This is a genomic window from Variovorax sp. YR216, assembly GCF_900107745.1.
Taxonomy (GTDB): domain Bacteria; phylum Pseudomonadota; class Gammaproteobacteria; order Burkholderiales; family Burkholderiaceae_C; genus Variovorax.
On record NZ_FNRO01000014.1, the window covers coordinates 139,687 to 154,877 of the forward strand.

At 70.1% G+C, this 15,191-nt stretch carries 12 protein-coding genes; 8 read left to right on the forward strand and 4 right to left on the reverse strand.

All coding sequences use genetic code 11. The features are described from left to right. Window positions 1-112 precede the first annotated feature (112 nt). Together BLW05_RS26615 and BLW05_RS26620 are read left to right on the forward strand one after the other, a co-directional pair. On the forward strand, window positions 113-1,153 hold the full coding sequence (locus BLW05_RS26615; protein WP_371126975.1) for a M14 family zinc carboxypeptidase: 1,041 nt from the start codon (window positions 113-115) through the stop codon (window positions 1,151-1,153). Further along, on the forward strand, window positions 1,150-1,947 hold the full coding sequence (locus tag BLW05_RS26620) for an alpha/beta fold hydrolase (protein ID WP_093166585.1): 798 nt from the start codon (window positions 1,150-1,152) through the stop codon (window positions 1,945-1,947). The genes BLW05_RS26615 and BLW05_RS26620 overlap by 4 nt, the downstream gene beginning before the upstream one ends. On the opposite strand, the gene BLW05_RS26625 is transcribed toward BLW05_RS26620, so the two are convergent. Next, window positions 1,901-2,611: a glycine zipper 2TM domain-containing protein gene (locus BLW05_RS26625; RefSeq protein WP_093166586.1), complete on the reverse strand. Its 711-nt coding sequence runs from the start codon at window positions 2,609-2,611 to the stop codon at window positions 1,901-1,903. The two genes, BLW05_RS26620 and BLW05_RS26625, sit on opposite strands and share 47 nt — an antisense overlap. 214 nt (window positions 2,612-2,825) lie before the next feature. Here BLW05_RS26625 and BLW05_RS26630 point away from each other — a divergent pair, with 214 nt between their 5' ends. From BLW05_RS26630 to BLW05_RS26655, 6 genes are all read left to right on the forward strand, one after another. Next, window positions 2,826-6,293, forward strand: a complete 3,468-nt coding sequence (locus BLW05_RS26630) for a response regulator (protein ID WP_093166587.1) — start codon at window positions 2,826-2,828, stop codon at window positions 6,291-6,293. Window positions 6,294-6,301: 8 nt separating this feature from the next. Continuing rightward, complete coding sequence (locus tag BLW05_RS26635) at window positions 6,302-7,141, forward strand: CheR family methyltransferase (RefSeq protein WP_093166588.1); 840 nt, start codon at window positions 6,302-6,304, stop codon at window positions 7,139-7,141. Beyond that, window positions 7,138-7,764, forward strand: a complete 627-nt coding sequence (locus BLW05_RS26640; protein ID WP_093166589.1) for a chemotaxis protein CheB — start codon at window positions 7,138-7,140, stop codon at window positions 7,762-7,764. The genes BLW05_RS26635 and BLW05_RS26640 overlap by 4 nt, the downstream gene beginning before the upstream one ends. Further along, window positions 7,754-8,959: a hybrid sensor histidine kinase/response regulator gene (locus BLW05_RS26645; protein WP_093166590.1), complete on the forward strand. Its 1,206-nt coding sequence runs from the start codon at window positions 7,754-7,756 to the stop codon at window positions 8,957-8,959. Before BLW05_RS26640 ends, BLW05_RS26645 begins: the two co-directional genes overlap by 11 nt. A gap of 86 nt (window positions 8,960-9,045) precedes the next feature. Continuing rightward, the gene (locus tag BLW05_RS26650; protein WP_177142824.1) at window positions 9,046-9,402 is read left to right on the forward strand and encodes a response regulator; all 357 of its coding nucleotides are present in this window, start codon (window positions 9,046-9,048) and stop codon (window positions 9,400-9,402) included. Continuing rightward, window positions 9,399-10,085, forward strand: coding sequence for a hypothetical protein (locus BLW05_RS26655; protein WP_093166592.1), 687 nt, complete (start codon window positions 9,399-9,401; stop codon window positions 10,083-10,085). Before BLW05_RS26650 ends, BLW05_RS26655 begins: the two co-directional genes overlap by 4 nt. A 15-nt stretch (window positions 10,086-10,100) precedes the next feature. Here BLW05_RS26655 and BLW05_RS26660 read toward each other — a convergent pair whose 3' ends face one another. The 3 genes from BLW05_RS26660 to BLW05_RS26670 form a co-directional block, all read right to left on the reverse strand. Then, the gene (locus BLW05_RS26660; RefSeq protein WP_093166593.1) at window positions 10,101-12,104 is read right to left on the reverse strand and encodes a hybrid sensor histidine kinase/response regulator; all 2,004 of its coding nucleotides are present in this window, start codon (window positions 12,102-12,104) and stop codon (window positions 10,101-10,103) included. After that, the gene (locus BLW05_RS26665; RefSeq protein ID WP_093166594.1) at window positions 12,101-13,096 is read right to left on the reverse strand and encodes an ABC transporter substrate-binding protein; all 996 of its coding nucleotides are present in this window, start codon (window positions 13,094-13,096) and stop codon (window positions 12,101-12,103) included. The genes BLW05_RS26660 and BLW05_RS26665 overlap by 4 nt, the downstream gene beginning before the upstream one ends. A 173-nt stretch (window positions 13,097-13,269) precedes the next feature. Further along, on the reverse strand, window positions 13,270-15,159 hold the full coding sequence (locus tag BLW05_RS26670; RefSeq protein WP_093166595.1) for an ATP-binding response regulator: 1,890 nt from the start codon (window positions 15,157-15,159) through the stop codon (window positions 13,270-13,272). Window positions 15,160-15,191 lie beyond the last annotated feature (32 nt).

Genomic DNA, 15,191 nt, shown 5'->3' on the forward strand with positions numbered 1-15,191 from the left:
GAGGGCGCCCGAGAGCAGGGCGATGGCGTGGCGGGAGATGCGGATCATGGTCCGCCACGCTAGCGCGCATCTGTGACGCTTTCATGTCCGCGCGCCTCGCTATCCTGCGCGCGTGACATCGCCCGACCTGCCCGAATTGCTGGAGCTCCAGGCGCTTGCCAGACTGGCAGGCGCGAGCATGACGCGCCGCGTGCTGGGCGAGGTCGAGGCCGGCGCGCAGCGCTTCCCGCTCGAGGCCTTCATCCTCGGCAGCAGCGCGCCCGAAGCGCCGGCGGTCGGCTTCTTCGGCGGCGTGCACGGACTGGAGCGCATCGGTGCGGAAGTCACCATCGCCTACCTGCGCAGCCTCGTGATGCGGCTGCAGTGGGACTCCACCGTGCAGCGTCTGCTGGAAGACGTGCGGCTGGTGTTCATGCCGGTGGTCAATCCGGGCGGGCTGTGGCTCGGCACGCGCGCGAATCCGAACGGCGTGGACCTGATGCGCAATGCGCCGGTCGAGTCGGTCGAGCGCGTTCCCTTCCTCATCGGCGGCCAGCGCATGAGCGCCACCCTGCCGTGGTTCCGCGGCGCGTCGGGCGCACCGATGGAGCGCGAGAGCGCGGCGCTGTGCGAGCTGGTCGACACCGAACTGCTGAATCGCCCCTTCAGCATCGCGATCGACTGCCACTCGGGCTTCGGCCTCGCCGACCGCATCTGGTTCCCGTTCGCGCATGCGTCGCGGCCGATCGCGCATCTGGCCGAGATGCACGCGCTGTGCGGGATCGTGGACGACACGCTGCTGCATCACCGCTACGTGCTGGAGCCGCAGAGCCGCCAGTACCTCGCGCACGGCGACCTGTGGGATCACCTCTACCTGCGCGCCTGCGAGCGCGGGCGGGTGTTCCTTCCGCTCACGCTGGAGATGGGCTCGTGGCTCTGGGTGAAGAAGAACCCGCGGCAGCTCTTCTCGCGGCACGGCATCTTCAATCCGATGATCGAGCACCGGCAGCAGCGCGTGCTGCGCCGTCATGTGGGCTGGCTGGACTTCCTCACGCGTGCCGCATGCAGCCACGAGCGCTGGCTGCCCACGGGTGCGGCCCGGGAGGAACACACGCGCCGCGCGCTCGCGCGCTGGTACGCCGGCGATCGCCAACGGGGAAAGGGCGGGCGGTGACCACCTGGGTGCTGCTGCGCGGGCTGACGCGCGAGGCCGGCCACTGGGGCGCGTTCCCGGCGCTGCTGCAGGCGCGTCTGCCCGCGGGCAACCGCGTCATCGCGATCGACCTGCCTGGCAACGGCCATCTGAACGATGAACGCAGTCCGGCCCGGATCGAGGCTTATGTCGACCACTGCCGCCGGCAGCTGCATGCGCTTGGCGTGGCGACGCCGGTGCATGTGGTGGCGATGTCGCTCGGCGCGATGGTCGCGGCCGACTGGGCCTCGCGGCATCCCGGGGAGCTGGCGGGCTGCGTGCTGATCAACACCAGCCTGCGGCCCTTCAGCCCGTGGTATCGCCGACTGCGGCCCGCGAACTACGGTCCCCTGCTGGGCGTCGTGTGGCCCGGGAGCGATTCCCGCGCGCGCGAGCAGACGATTCTCCGGCTGACCACGCGGCATCCGGCGGACGCGGCCGGCACTGTCGACGCATGGACCGCGCTGCGCGAAGCGCGGCCCGTGAGCGGTGCGAACGCGCTGCGCCAACTGTGGGCCGCGATGCGCTACCGCGCTTCCGCAGAGGCGCCGGCCGTGCCGCTGCTCGTGCTCTCGAGCCGGCGCGACGGGCTGGTGGACGTGCGCTGCTCGCAGCGCCTCGCGCGGGCGTGGCGGGCGCCGATCGCCCAACACGCCACGGCGGGCCACGATCTGCCGCTCGACGACGGGCCGTGGGTGGCCGACCAGGTCGCGCGATGGGCGGCCGCGCTCACTGGTGGCCGTCCGCCGGACGCAGCACGTTGTCCTTCAGCGTGACCGCCTTGCCGACCGGCGGGGCGGTAGCGGTCTCCACGGTGCGCAGCGTGCCGTTGTCCATGCGGACGCTGACCTTGTAGACCGTCTCCATGTGCGTGCGCTTCTCGACTTCGTTGCCCGCGAAGCCACCGCCCACTGCACCGGCCACGGTTGCCAGCGTGCGGCCCCGGCCACTGCCGATCTGGTTGCCGAGCACGCCGCCCACCACGCCGCCCGCGACCGCCCCGACGCCGGTGGTGGGCTTCTGCCGCTTGATCGTCTGGACCGATTCGACATGTCCGCACACCGAGCACACCTTGTGCGTGGGCGGCGGCGGTGCCGCGGCCTCACCCGCAGCCATGACCGGTGCGGCGCTGCCCGCCGGGGTGTTCGGCGGAATGACGGCCGGTGCCCGTACCGGCGGCGGTGGCGGGGTCACGGCAGCGACCGCCTGAGGCGGCGGGTCGGAGGGCGCCTGCACTGCGGGCGGCTTGAAATCGTCCGGCGCGCGCACCAGCGGCGCTGCGGCGAGCGAGGTCGCCTGCGGCTGCGTCGCGCTGTCGAGCTGCTTGTGGACCAGTGCGCCGCCGAGCGCCGCCACCGCGATTGACAGCACGCCGATGGCGATCCAGAGCACGCGGGACGACCGGACCGCAGGTGGGGTGACGATGGAATTCGAGTCCATGGGGATTCCCTTCACTTTCATGGTCCGGCTGCGGGACACCGGCCCCCTGTGAGCATCGCCGATGCAACGCGTCTGTCAATTCACCGGGGTCCTACACGCCCCGGGTGCAGTAGGGCGCGGGGCGCACGTCGTCGCGCGGTGTTATCCGACACAGCAATGGGCCGGACTCCGGCACGCTCAAAAGGTTTTTTGCTGCCCTTTGCAACCGCCCTTCATGAAGACCCAGGCAACGATCGACACCGAAGACTTCCAGCGCCTTCTGAATCGCAACCTCAAGCTGCCGTTGATCGGCGGCGTCGTCGGCGCCGTGGCGTTCGTGCTGCTCATCGCGTACCTGCTCTCGACGATCTCGCTGGTGGAGCACACCGACCGCGTGACTCGCTCCGCGGCCGAGGCGCAGCGCCGCAGCATCGACATGGAAACAGGGATGCGCGGCTACCTCATCACGGGCGATGCCAGCTTTCTCGAGCCCTACGACAGCGCGCTCGCGCGCTTGAAGGACGACCTCGGCGCGCTGAAGTCGCTGGTGTCCGACAACCGCGCCCAGACGGAGCGGCTGGACCGCATCGCCTCGCTGCAGAACGCATGGAACGCGTTCGCGAGCGACCTGATCGAGCGGCGGCGCAACGGGGGCGAGGTCAGCGAGACCGTGCGGCTCGGCCGCGGCAAGCGCATCACTGACGAGATGCGCGCCGAATACGCCGCCTTCATGGACGCCGAGCAGAACCTGCGATTCCAGCGCAACAACGATGCCAATCGCACTGCGATCATGGTGGTCGCCTTCTTCGTGCTCTTCACGCTCGTCGCGACCGGGCTCATGACCTTCTTCGGCCGCCGGCAGTTGCAGCGGCTGTCGGCCCACTACGACGAGGTGCTCCGGGACCAGGCTGCGAATGCCTCGGTGGTGGAGGCGCAGTCGCGCCTGCGCGGCGCGCAGACCGATCTGAGCGGCGAGCTCGTCGGCGAGCTCAGTGCGCAGGAGATGGGGCGCAAGGTGCTCACCTTCTTCTCGCGCCAGGTCGGCAGCCCGGTCGGCGCGTTCTACCTGCGCGAGCGCCAGGGCACGCTGCGCCGCGTCGCGAGCTACGGCTTTTCGGCCGCGGCCGATGCGTCGCCGCAGGTGTTCGCGCCGAATGAAAGCCTCGTCGGGCAGGCGGCGACCGAGCGGCGGCGCATGCTGATCGAGCCGGTCGAGGCCGCCTACCTGAAGGTCAATTCCGGGCTGGGCGACATGCCGGCGGTGGCGGCGGTGCTGTTGCCGGTGTCGAGCGACGGCTTCATCAACGGCGTGGTGGAACTCGGCTTCCTGCGTACGCCCGGCGCCGAGGTCCATCAGTTGCTCGACATGGTGGCCGGCAACATCGGCAGCGCCGTGGCCGCGGTGCGCTACCGCGAGCAGTTGCAGGATGCGCTGGCCGAAACCCAGCAGCTCAACGAAGAGCTGCAGGTGCAGCAGGAAGAGCTGCGCACGGCCAACGAGGAACTGGAAGAGCAGTCGCGCGCGCTGCGCGTTTCGCAGACCGCGATGGAGAACCAGCAGGCCGAGCTGGAGCAGACCAACAGCCAGCTCTCCGAGCGCACCGAGGCGCTGGACCTGCGCAACGCCGCCCTGCGCCGCGCGCAGCGCGAGCTGGAGGACCGCGCCGACGAACTCCAGCAGGCGAGTCGCTACAAGTCCGAGTTCCTCGCGAACATGTCGCACGAGCTGCGCACGCCGCTCAACAGCGCGCTGATCCTCGCCAAGCTGCTGCGCGACAACCCGCAGGGCAACCTGAGCGAGGAGCAGGTGAAGTTCGCGGACTCGATCTACGGCTCGGGCAACGACCTGCTGGTGCTGATCAACGACATCCTCGACATCGCGAAGGTCGAGGCCGGCAAGCTCGAGGTCGTCGCGGAGCCGGTCGGCGTCGCGAAGATCGCCTCGGGCCTCGAGGATCTGTTCAGGCCGCAGGCCGACGACAAGCGGCTGGCTCTGCGCGTGGAGGTGCGCCCGGACGCGCCAGCCACGCTGGTCACCGACCGGCAGCGGGTCGAGCAGATCCTCAAGAACCTGCTCGCGAACGCGCTGAAGTTCACCGACCACGGCGAACTGGCGCTGACCGTGCGCGGTGCGCCGGAAGGCGGCGCGCTGTTCGAGGTGGCCGACACCGGCATCGGCATCGCGGCCGACCAGCAGGGCGTGATCTTCGAGGCCTTCCGCCAGGCCGACGGGACCACCAGCCGGCGCTATGGCGGCACCGGCCTCGGGCTTTCGATCTCGCGCGACCTGGCGCAGCTGCTGGGCGGCACGATCTCGGTGCGCAGCACGCCGGGCGCCGGCAGCACCTTCACGCTGGCGCTGCCCGCGCAGGCGCCGCAGGCGCGCGCGCCCCGGGTCGAGATAATGCCCGCCGCGCACGTTCGCGGCGGCCTGCAGGCGCCGGCTTCGGCGCCGGCCAAGCCGACGGAGCCCGTCGTGCCGCAGTTCCCCGACGATCGCGAATTGCCACCCGACCAGACGCGGCGCCTGCTCGTCATCGAGGACGAGCCGCAGTTCGCGCACATCCTCTACGACCTCGCGCACGAGCTCGGCTACCGCTGCCTCGTCGCGCACGGCGCGGCGGACGGCTACGGCCTGGCGGCCCGGTTCCGGCCCGACGCGATCCTGCTCGACATGCGGCTGCCGGACGGCCCTGGGCTTTCGGTGCTGCAGCGGTTGAAGGACGATCCGCTGACGCGCCACATCCCGGTGCACGTGGTCTCGGCGATGGAGAGCCCCGAGGCGGCGATGCACATGGGCGCGATCGGCTATGCCCGCAAGCCCGCGTCGCGCGAGCAGCTCATGGACGTGTTCCGCCGCATCGAGGAAAAGCTCGCGCAGAAGGTCAAGGCGGTGCTGCTGGTGGAGGACGACGCGGTGCAGCGCGAAAGCGTGGTCAAGCTGATCGGCGACGAGGACGTGGTGATCACCGCGGTCGAGTCGGGCGAAGAGGCGCTGGAGCTGCTGCGCACGCGCGTGTTCGACTGCATGATCACCGACCTCCGGCTTCCGGACATGCAGGGCAGCGAGCTGCTCAAGCGCATGGCGACCGAGGAGATCGTGTCCTTCCCGCCGGTCATCGTCTACACCGGCCGCAACCTCACGCGCGACGAGGAGGCCGAGCTGCTTCGCTACTCGCGCTCGATCATCATCAAGGGGGCGCGCTCGCCGGAACGGCTGCTCGACGAGGTGACGCTGTTCCTGCACAAGGTGGAAGCCGATCTGTCGACGGAGCGGCGCAACATGCTCAAGACGGTGCGCGGCCGCGACCGCGTCTTCGAGGGCCGCCGCATCCTGCTGGTGGATGACGACGTGCGCAACATCTTCGCGTTGACCAGCGCGCTGGAACAGCGCGGCGCGGCGGTCGAGGCGGCGCGCAACGGGCGCGAGGCGCTGGAGAAGCTCGACCAGGTGAGCGACATCGACCTCGTGCTGATGGACGTGATGATGCCGGAGATGGACGGCCTGGAGGCCACGCGGCGGCTGCGCCAGGACCCGCGCTTCGACAAGCTCCCGGTCATCGCGGTCACCGCCAAGGCCATGAAGGACGACCAGGAGCAGTGCCTCGCCGCCGGTGCCAGCGACTACCTCGCCAAGCCGGTGGACCTCGATCGGCTCTTCTCCCTGCTGCGCGTGTGGATGCCGAAGATGGAGCGCCTGTGACCCAGGGAATGCCGTCCGCGCCGCTGCGCCCGCCGAGCGACACCGACATCGAGCTGCGGCTGCTGATGGAGGCCATCTTCCTCAAGTACAGCTACGACTTCCGCAACTACACCGGCGCCTCGCAGAAGCGGCGCGTGCTTTATGCGCTCGACCAACTCGACCTGCCGAGCATCTCCGCGCTGCAGGACAAGGTGCTGCGCGAGCCGGCGACCTTCGCGCGGCTGCTGCAGTACCTGACGATTCCGGTGAGCGAGATGTTCCGCGACCCCGACTACTTCCTGGCGCTGCGGCGCCAGGTGGTGCCGCATCTGCACACCTATGCGTCGCTCAAGGTGTGGGTGGCCGGGTGCAGCACCGGCGAGGAGGTGTTCTCGCTCGCCATCCTGCTGCGCGAGGAGGGGCTGCTGGAGCGCACGCTGATCTATGCGACGGATATCAACCCGGCCTCGCTGGAGAAGGCGCGCAAGGGCATCTTTCCGCTCGAATCGATCCAGGGCTATACCGGCAACTACCAGCGCGGCGGCGGGCTTCGCTCTTTTTCCGACTACTACACCGCGGCCTACGACGCCGCGCGCTTCGACCCGTCGCTCTGCGCAAACGTGATCTTCGCGGACCACAGCCTGGCGACCGACAGCGTCTTCGCGGAGACGCACCTTGTCTCGTGCCGCAACGTCCTCATCTATTTCAACCGGCCGTTGCAGGACCGCGCGCTCGGGCTGTTCCACGAGTCCCTGTGCCACCGCGGCTTCCTCGGGCTGGGGGCCAAGGAGAGCATCGATTTCTCCGCCTACGCGAGCCGCTTCGAGGTGCTGTCCCGCGGCGAGCGCATCTACAGGAAGGCCACATGACAGGTTCGTCCGACGCATCGAACGCGGTGACCGACACCGGCGATGTGCGCGCGGTGCGCATTGTGGTGATCGGCGCCTCCGCGGGCGGCGTGGATGCATTGCTCACGCTGCTGTCGGGACTTCCGGCCGGCTGGCGCCTGCCGATCGTGGTGGTGCTCCATCTTCCGGAGCAGTATCAAAGCCGCCTCCCGGAGGTCTTCTCGCAGCGTTTGCCGTTCACGGCCCGCGAGGCGGAAGACAAACTGCCGGTGGCCGACGGGACGCTCTATTTCGCGCCTCCGGGCTACCACCTGTCGATCGAATCGGACCTCTGCTTCTCGCTGAGCTGTGAGCCGCCGGTGCTGTTCTCGCGCCCTGCGATCGACGTCCTCATGAGCTCCGCGGCCGACGCCTGCGGACCTGCGCTTGTCGGCATTCTCCTGACCGGCGCGAACGAGGATGGCGCGCAGGGACTGCTGCGCATCCGCGAGGCGGGCGGGCTGACGGTCGTGCAGGACCCGGCCGAGGCGTCCGCGCCGACGATGCCGCTCGCCGCGCTGGCGCTTCACGAACCCGATCATGTCCTGCCCCTGCGCGAGATTCGCGCGCTGCTGATGCAGCTGGATGCCGCCCATGCCCATTGATGTCGAAAGCAAGCTGCTGATCGTCGACGACCTGCCGGAGAACCTGCTGGCGCTCGACGCCCTGATCCGCGGCCCGTCGCGCCACGTGTTCCGCGCGATGTCGGGCGAAGAGGCACTCGCGCTGCTGCTGGAGCACGAGTTCGCGCTCGCGATCATCGACGTGCAGATGCCGGACCTGAACGGCTTCGAGCTGGCGGAGATGATGCGCAGCACCGAACGCACGCGGCACATCCCGATCATCTTCGTGAGCGCCGCAGGCCGCGAGATGAACTACGCCTTCAAGGGCTATGAGAGCGGCGCGGTCGACTTCCTGCAGAAGCCGCTCGACGCGCATGCGGTGAACGGCAAGGTGAGCGTCTTCGTGGACCTCCATCGCCATCGCAAGGCGCTGCGGCACGAGATGGATGCACTGGCCGCGTCGCACCGCCAGCAGGAGGAACTCGTACAGCAGCTGCAGAGCGCGCAGCGCGAGCTGGAGCGTGCGGTGCGCATGCGCGACGACTTCATGTCGATGGTGTCGCACGAGCTGCGCACGCCGCTCAATACGCTGTACCTGGAGACGCAGGTGCGCAAGCTGCATCTCGGCAAGGGCAACACCGCAGCCTTCGCGCCGGACCGCCTGCCGGCGATGATCGAGCGCGACCAGCGGCAGATCCAGAACATGGTTCGCCTGATCGACGACATGCTCGACGTGACGCGCATGCGCAGCGGCTCGCTGTCGATCCGGCCCAAGCCGACCGACCTCGCGGCGCTCGCGCGTGGCGTGGTGGAAGGGCTTGCGCAGCAGGCCGAGGCCGCGGGGTCGCGCATCGAGCTGCATGCACCCGGGCGTGTCGACGGCGTGTGGGACGAGTTCCGCATCGAGCAGGTGCTGACCAACCTGCTGACCAACGCGCTGCGCTATGGGGACGCGAAGCCGGTCCGCGTGGCGGTGGAGCAGGCTGGCGGAGTGGCCCGCATGACGGTGCGCGACCAGGGCATCGGCGTCGCGCCGGAGGATCAGGAGCGCATCTTCGAGCAATTCGAGCGCACCGACGACAGCCGCAGGCACGCGGCCGGGCTCGGGCTGGGGCTCTACATCACACGGGAAATCGTCCGCCTGCACGGCGGCGACATCGCACTGGAAAGCCGCCTGGGCGAAGGCTCGGAATTCCGCGTCACGCTGCCCCTGGAGGCCCCGGCGCAGGACGCCTGAGGAGGGTGCAGGCGGGGATGTGTCCTACACGCCCTGGCCCGTTGCCGGTTCCATACTGTGAAGCTGCCTTCCCGGAGATTCCTGAAGTGAACGTATTGATCGTCGACGACAACGAGGCCGCGGCGGACCTGCTGCAGGAGCTGCTCGTCCTGCAGGATCACACGGCGCGTTGCACCTACACCGGCCGGCAGGCGCTGGAGGCGGCCGCGGGCGAGGCTTTCGATGCCGCCCTCGTCGATCTCACGCTGCCCGATTTCCCGGGGACCGAAGTGGCCCGGCAACTGCGCGCCGCCGCACGGGGCGCGCCGCCGTTGATCGTGGCGATTTCCGGTTACGCGGCCGACGAAACCACCAGCGGAACCGGCCTGTTCGATCACCATCTGCAAAAGCCCATCGACTTCGACGCGCTCGACCAGATCCTGTCGCGGGCCGCAGGCCGATGAAGGCTTCCCCCGGCGCGCGAAGCTGGATGGCGGCAGGTGTGCGCCATGAGCTGCTCACGCGCGCGCTTCCCGCACTGCGGCACGACATGGCCGCACCGGTGTCGGTGATCCGCATGGGCCTGCTGGTGCTCAAGCGCCAAGCTGCCTCGGCGCCCGACTCGGCGGGCTGGATGGAACGGCTCTCGCTCATCGAGGACCAGGTGGGGCTGCTCGCCAGCGGCGTGCACTCGCTGCGCGCGTGGGAGCTCTCGACGATCGACGAGGGGATCACGCGCAGCGAGCTGGTGGCGCAATGCACCGCGCTCATGCGCGTGGCCTTCGAGCTGCGTGGCATCGGCCTGCTGGTGGCCGAGGAGCTCTCGCCGGACAAGGACGAGATGCGCTTCCCATCCGGCGCCGCGCTGCGCTACATGCTGCTGGGCGCGCTGGGCTACCTGCACGACACCGCGCCGCACCTGGGCGAGATCTGCATCGAGGCAGACGGCGACGAGGCCCTGCGCCTGCTGGCGCGCCGTGGCGAATCCGAGCCGGCCGATCCGCTCGCGGGCGCGCACCGCGCGCCAAGGGCACTGGCCATCGATGCGGTCGCGCTGCAATCGCTGGCAGAAGGGTTGGGGTACCCGGTCTCGGTCGAGCCCGAGTCGGTGCGCTTCGGCTTGCGGACCGCGCCGGCCGAGATCTGAAGCCCGGCGCGCGGCTCAGCAGGCCGCGAGGATCGGCGCGCGCTTCGTCGAAAGCAGTGCGCGGAGCTTCGCCGGAGCGACGGGCTTCGTCAGCAGCATCACGCCGCCCTTGCGCAGCCGCTGCAGCGCCTCGGGGCCGGTGGCGCCCGAGACCAGCACCGCCAGCGCGTCGGGCTGCAGTCGGCGCGTGTCCTCGATGACTTCCATGCCGTCTTCCTCGCCGTCGAGCTGGAGGTCGCAGAGCACCACGTCGAAGTGCGCGTTGGTCTTGTCGAGCCGGGTCAGCGCCTCCTTGCGGGTGGAGGCGCAGTCCACCTGGCAGCCCCAGAGTTCGAGCAGCGTGCGGCTGCCGTCGAGGATGGCCGGGTCGTCGTCCACCACCAGGCAGTGCAGGCCGGCGAGTGGCGCCGCGGCGGCGGCTTCCTTCGCCGGTGCGGCGACCAGACGCGGGTGGGCGATCGGCAAGTCGAGCGAGAAGGTGCTGCCTGCCTGCAGTGCCGAGCGCAGCTTGATGCGCGTGCCCAGCAGCAGCGCGATGCGTGCGCAGATCGCGAGGCCGAGGCCGAAGCCCTGGCGGCGGTCGCGCTCGGTGTTCGCGACCTGGTAGAACTCTTCGAAGATGCGCGTCTGGTGGATCGGCGCGATGCCGACGCCGTTGTCGCGCACCTCGATGCGCACCGCGCCGCCGCGCCGGCGCGCGACCACGAGCACCGTGCCGTCGGTCGGCGTGTGGCGGATCGCATTGCTGACCAGGTTGCCGACGATGCGCAGCAGCAGGGCCGGATCGGTGTTGACGGCAAGCCCCCGGTCCTTCCAGACCACTCGCACGCGCGCGGCGGCGGCCGCGGCGGCATGCTGCGCCTCGAGCTGGTCGAACAGGCTCGCGAGCGACACGCCGGCGATTGCGGGCGTCAGCACCTGCGCATCGAGCCGCGAGATCTCCAGCAGATCGTCGAGCAGCACGCCCATGAAGTCGGTCGCTTCCTGAAGGCGAAGCACCGCGGGGCGCTGCGTCGGGCTGGCAGTGGGAAGCAGCCCGTCGATGAAGAGGCCCATCGCATGCAGCGGCTGCCGCAGGTCGTGGCTCGCGGCGGCCAGGAAGCGTGCGCGGGAGAGCGCGGCCTGCTCGGCCTCGGCCATGCGCTGAAGGGCCACCGCGGTGGCCTCGCGCACCTGCTCGTCGCTGATCTGCTGGTTGCGCTGAAGCCGTTCGGCGAGGCGATTGATGTCGTGGGCCAGGTTGGCGAACTCGTGCCGTGTCCGCCGGCGGATGCCGGCATCGTCGTCGTCCTCGTCCGAGCCGGAGGTCACCACGTTGCAGCGCGCGTCGAACAGGCCGGCTTCGAGCGCGGCGACGGTGCGCGAGATGCGCCGCAGCGGCTGCGCGACCGCGCGCGCGGTGTGCCGCACCCAGGCCCACGCGGCCAGCAGCGCGAGCAACGCGATGCCGATGCCGGCCATCAGCAGGCGCGTGCGCTCATGCGCGTAGGCGGTGGTGTCGCGGAAGGTCTGCACGAGCCCGATCGACGCGTCGCCCGCGGTGGTCGAGCCGGCCGGTGCGAAGGCGGTGGCGCGCGAGGCTTCCCGCAGCGTGACCGGCGCGGTGAACATCCGAAGCTCGCCCATGGGGGCGGTCTTCGGTCCGGCGGAGACGAACACGCCCGCGCTGTTGCTGATCTCGACGCGCGTGACCTGTCCGCCGCGCAGCGCGGCGTTGGCGACGTTCTGCAGTGCCGGCACGTCGCCCGCATAGAGACTCAGGTCCGACATCGCCGCCACCTGGCGCGCGACGGCCTGCCCCTCGGCGTCGAAAGCCGATTCGAGCGCATCGAGGCGGCTGTGGGTGAACCAGCCGGTGAGTGCCAGCGCCACGATGACGCACGGCACCACGCCGAGGCGGAACAGGTCGCGCTGCAGGTTGCCGGCCACGACGACATCGCGGCTCACCGGGGTGGCCGCCGCATCGTCCGGCTGCACGTCGGACGACGGCGCGATCAGGGGTGGGGTGGTGGAGGTCATCTGATCGCGGTGACCCGCTCCGTGAGCTCACGTTCTTCGGGCATCCGCAGGCCGAGTCCGCGTGCCACCGTGGTGTTGACGCGCACCGTTGCCGGGGCCGCGGCCTCGATCACCACGGCGTTCGGTCCAGTGCTGGCGGCCAGCTTCTGGCCGAGCGCGCGCGCCTGCTGCGCCAGTTGTGCCGGGGTGGAGACCGCCGCCGCAAGTCCACCGGAGCGCACCAGCCCGTCGCTGGCGCCGAAGACCGGCAACCCCGCGCCCGCGCCGGCACGCAGCACCGCGAGGGTGGCCGCCTGGTTGTCGCCGATCATGTCGGGCAGCACGAGCAGCGCATCGCTGCGCGGCACCAGCACGCGCAACGCCGCCGCCAGCGATTTCGCATCGGGCGCGAATTCCACCTGCAGGTCCCAGCCGTGCGCGGCGCTTTGCAGCTCGCGCACGAGGGGCGCGGATTCGCTGGTCGCCACCACGCCGAGGCGCCGCTTGCGGGGCATGACTGCATCGATCAGCGCGAGCTGGTCGGCCATGGCCGGGTCACGCAGCAGCACGCCGATCTGGCGCTCCGGGTGCCGCATCGCGGGGCTGGTCTTCAGGCTTTCGTAGTCGAGGCGGGTCAGCATCGCGAGCACCAGCGGGTCTTGCCCGGGGCGCTCGATCGCCGATCGCGCCGCGGCCATGCCAACGGCCATGGTGACCGGTGCGTCTGCCGGGCGCGCGCCGCGGGCCCGCGCCGTGGCCGGGTCGCCGCCGGCGGACGCTGCTTCCGCAGCGGGCTGTCCTGCGATCAGACGGATCAGGTCCAGGCGGCTTCCCGCCTCCTGCGTGTCGCGCAACTGGCGCACGAATTCCGCATAGGGTTCGCTCTCGTCCGCCATCAGCACGGTCAATCCCGCTGAGCTCGCGCCGCTCCACACCGTCAGGGCGCACGCGAATGCGGCGACCGCGATGGCGCGCTTCCTTCGAAGCAGAGTGGGGGAAAGCGTGGGGAACATCGGACCGCATCCGAAATGGGTGATGGAGCCCAATGTACGGACGCGGCTGTTTGCGCGCGATAAGGCAGAGGGCTTATGTCCCCCCGGCGCGTGGTCGGATTGTGAGTGGGTCGGCGTCCCGGTTCGCGGCCTGAAGGCCTATGCCTGACGGCGTATGGACTGACCAGGCCCTCTCACACGAACTCGCGCACGGCGGCCAACTGAGCCGCGATCGCCTGCCGCAGCACCTTCGGCGAGACCGGCTTGTAGAGCACCGCGACGCCCGCGCTCGCGACTTCGCGCAAGCGGTCGGGCTTGGTTTCGCCGGTGACCAGCAGGCGGGCGGTCGCGGGTCCGATGCCGTTGGGATGCCGCTCCAGCGCGGCCAGCACGTCGAGTCCGTTGTCGCCGCCCTGCAGGAGCAGGTCGCTGAGCACGACGTCGGGTGGCCTGTCCCAGGCACTCGCGAGGGCGAGCGCTTCACTGCGGCTCTGCGCGGCCATCACTTCCGCGCCCCAGTTGGAGAGCACGACCTGCAGGCCTTCGAGGATGGTGCGCTCGTCGTCGATCACCAGCACGCGGATGTTGCGCAGCCCGCCGTCATCCTCCGCCGCCAGGCCCATGGGCAGCAGGGCCGGTGCCGGCATCGGGATCATCGGCTCGGTCGCGCGCACCACCACGCGCACGCAGGTGCCCTTGTTCGGCCGCGAGCTGAGCTCGACGCGCGTGTTCAGCAGCGCCGCGAGACGCTGCACCGTCGCGAGGCCGAGGCCCATCCCGCGCGAATCGCGGCCACCGTGCCGGCCGCCCTGCGGCTCGACCTGGTAGAACTCCTCGAACACCCGCGCCTGGTGGTGCGCCGCAATGCCGACCCCGGTGTCCCAGACGTCGATGCGGATGCCCTTGCGGCGCCGCCTTGCGCCGATCAGCACGCCGCCTTCGACGGTGTGGCGCAGCGAGTTCGACACGAGGTTGTTGAGGATGCGCGACAGCATCACGTAGTCGCAGCGCACCCAGGCATCGGTCTTGCGCACCACCAGCCGCAGGTTCTGCTGCTCGGCCACCGCGCGGAAGTTGCGGCTGATTTCGTCGAAGAGGGTGTCGAGCGGGAAGTCCGTCCATTGCGGCTGCAGCACGCCGGCATCGAGCTGCGAGAGGTTGAGCAGCTCGGTGAACAGCCGGTCGAGCGATTCCACGCATTCGCGGATGTGGCCGATGCGCTGCAGGCGCGCCGGGTCGGTCTCGCCGTTGGCAAGGCCGTCGGAAAAGAGCGTGAGCGCATGCAGCGGCTGGCGCAGGTCATGGCTCGCGGCGGCGAGCAGCCGGGTCTTGGCCTGGCTGGCGACTTCGAGCTGCTGGTTCTTGCGCGCGAGCTCGGCGGTGGCGTTGATGATGCGGCTTTCGAGCTGGCTGCGGCTTTCGGACAACGCGCGCGCCGCCTGGTTGAAGCCGTCCTGCAGGCGCCGCACCTCGGCCGTGCCCTCGATGGTCACCTGCGCATCCTCGCCCGCGCCGAGACGTTCCACCGCTTCGCCGAGCTCGCGGATGGGGGAGCTGATCCGCCGCGCCGCCCACCAGCCCGCAAGGCCGACGCCCACGAGGCTCGCGGCGAGCACAAGCACCACGTTGAGCCACACCGCCTGCTTGGCGCTGCCGACCGCGTCGAGGCTCATCTCGACCATCACCTTGCCCGCGTTCTTGCCGTCGTCGCCGATGATCGGCGCGACCACCTGCAGCCCTTCGCCGCGCGCGCGGTCGGTGGTTTCCGAGTTGGCGACGATCTCGCCGTCCTCCGACCAGATCTGCACCTGCTGCACATGCGGCTGGTAGCTGCCGGATTGCGCCGTGCGTTGCAGCGCGCGGCGATCCATGTGCTGGATCTGCGATTGCGCCACCGTGGCGACCTGCAACGCCACCGTCTGCGCGTTGGCGCGGACCAGCTCGGTCACGTTCGACAGGTGCTGTCGCGTCAACACCGCGATGACGCCCAGCGTGGCGACTGTGGCCGGCAGCAGGGCAAGCAGCACGAGCTGCTGGGCCAGCGTCAGACGCAGGAGATGGAAGGCACGGAAGGACCAGTTCATGAACGGATGTCGAGCGGCGCGCGGGTCCCGTT

Coding starts and splice junctions, on each gene's coding strand:
- BLW05_RS26625 (WP_093166586.1), bottom strand. CDS start 2,611: ATGGACTCGAATTCCATCGTCACCCCACCTGCGGTCCGGTCGTCCCGC.
- BLW05_RS26630 (WP_093166587.1), top strand. CDS start 2,826: ATGAAGACCCAGGCAACGATCGACACCGAAGACTTCCAGCGCCTTCTG.
- BLW05_RS26635 (WP_093166588.1), top strand. CDS start 6,302: ATGCCGTCCGCGCCGCTGCGCCCGCCGAGCGACACCGACATCGAGCTG.
- BLW05_RS26640 (WP_093166589.1), top strand. CDS start 7,138: ATGACAGGTTCGTCCGACGCATCGAACGCGGTGACCGACACCGGCGAT.
- BLW05_RS26645 (WP_093166590.1), top strand. CDS start 7,754: ATGCCCATTGATGTCGAAAGCAAGCTGCTGATCGTCGACGACCTGCCG.
- BLW05_RS26655 (WP_093166592.1), top strand. CDS start 9,399: ATGAAGGCTTCCCCCGGCGCGCGAAGCTGGATGGCGGCAGGTGTGCGC.
- BLW05_RS26660 (WP_093166593.1), bottom strand. CDS start 12,104: ATGACCTCCACCACCCCACCCCTGATCGCGCCGTCGTCCGACGTGCAG.
- BLW05_RS26665 (WP_093166594.1), bottom strand. CDS start 13,096: ATGTTCCCCACGCTTTCCCCCACTCTGCTTCGAAGGAAGCGCGCCATC.
- BLW05_RS26670 (WP_093166595.1), bottom strand. CDS start 15,159: ATGAACTGGTCCTTCCGTGCCTTCCATCTCCTGCGTCTGACGCTGGCC.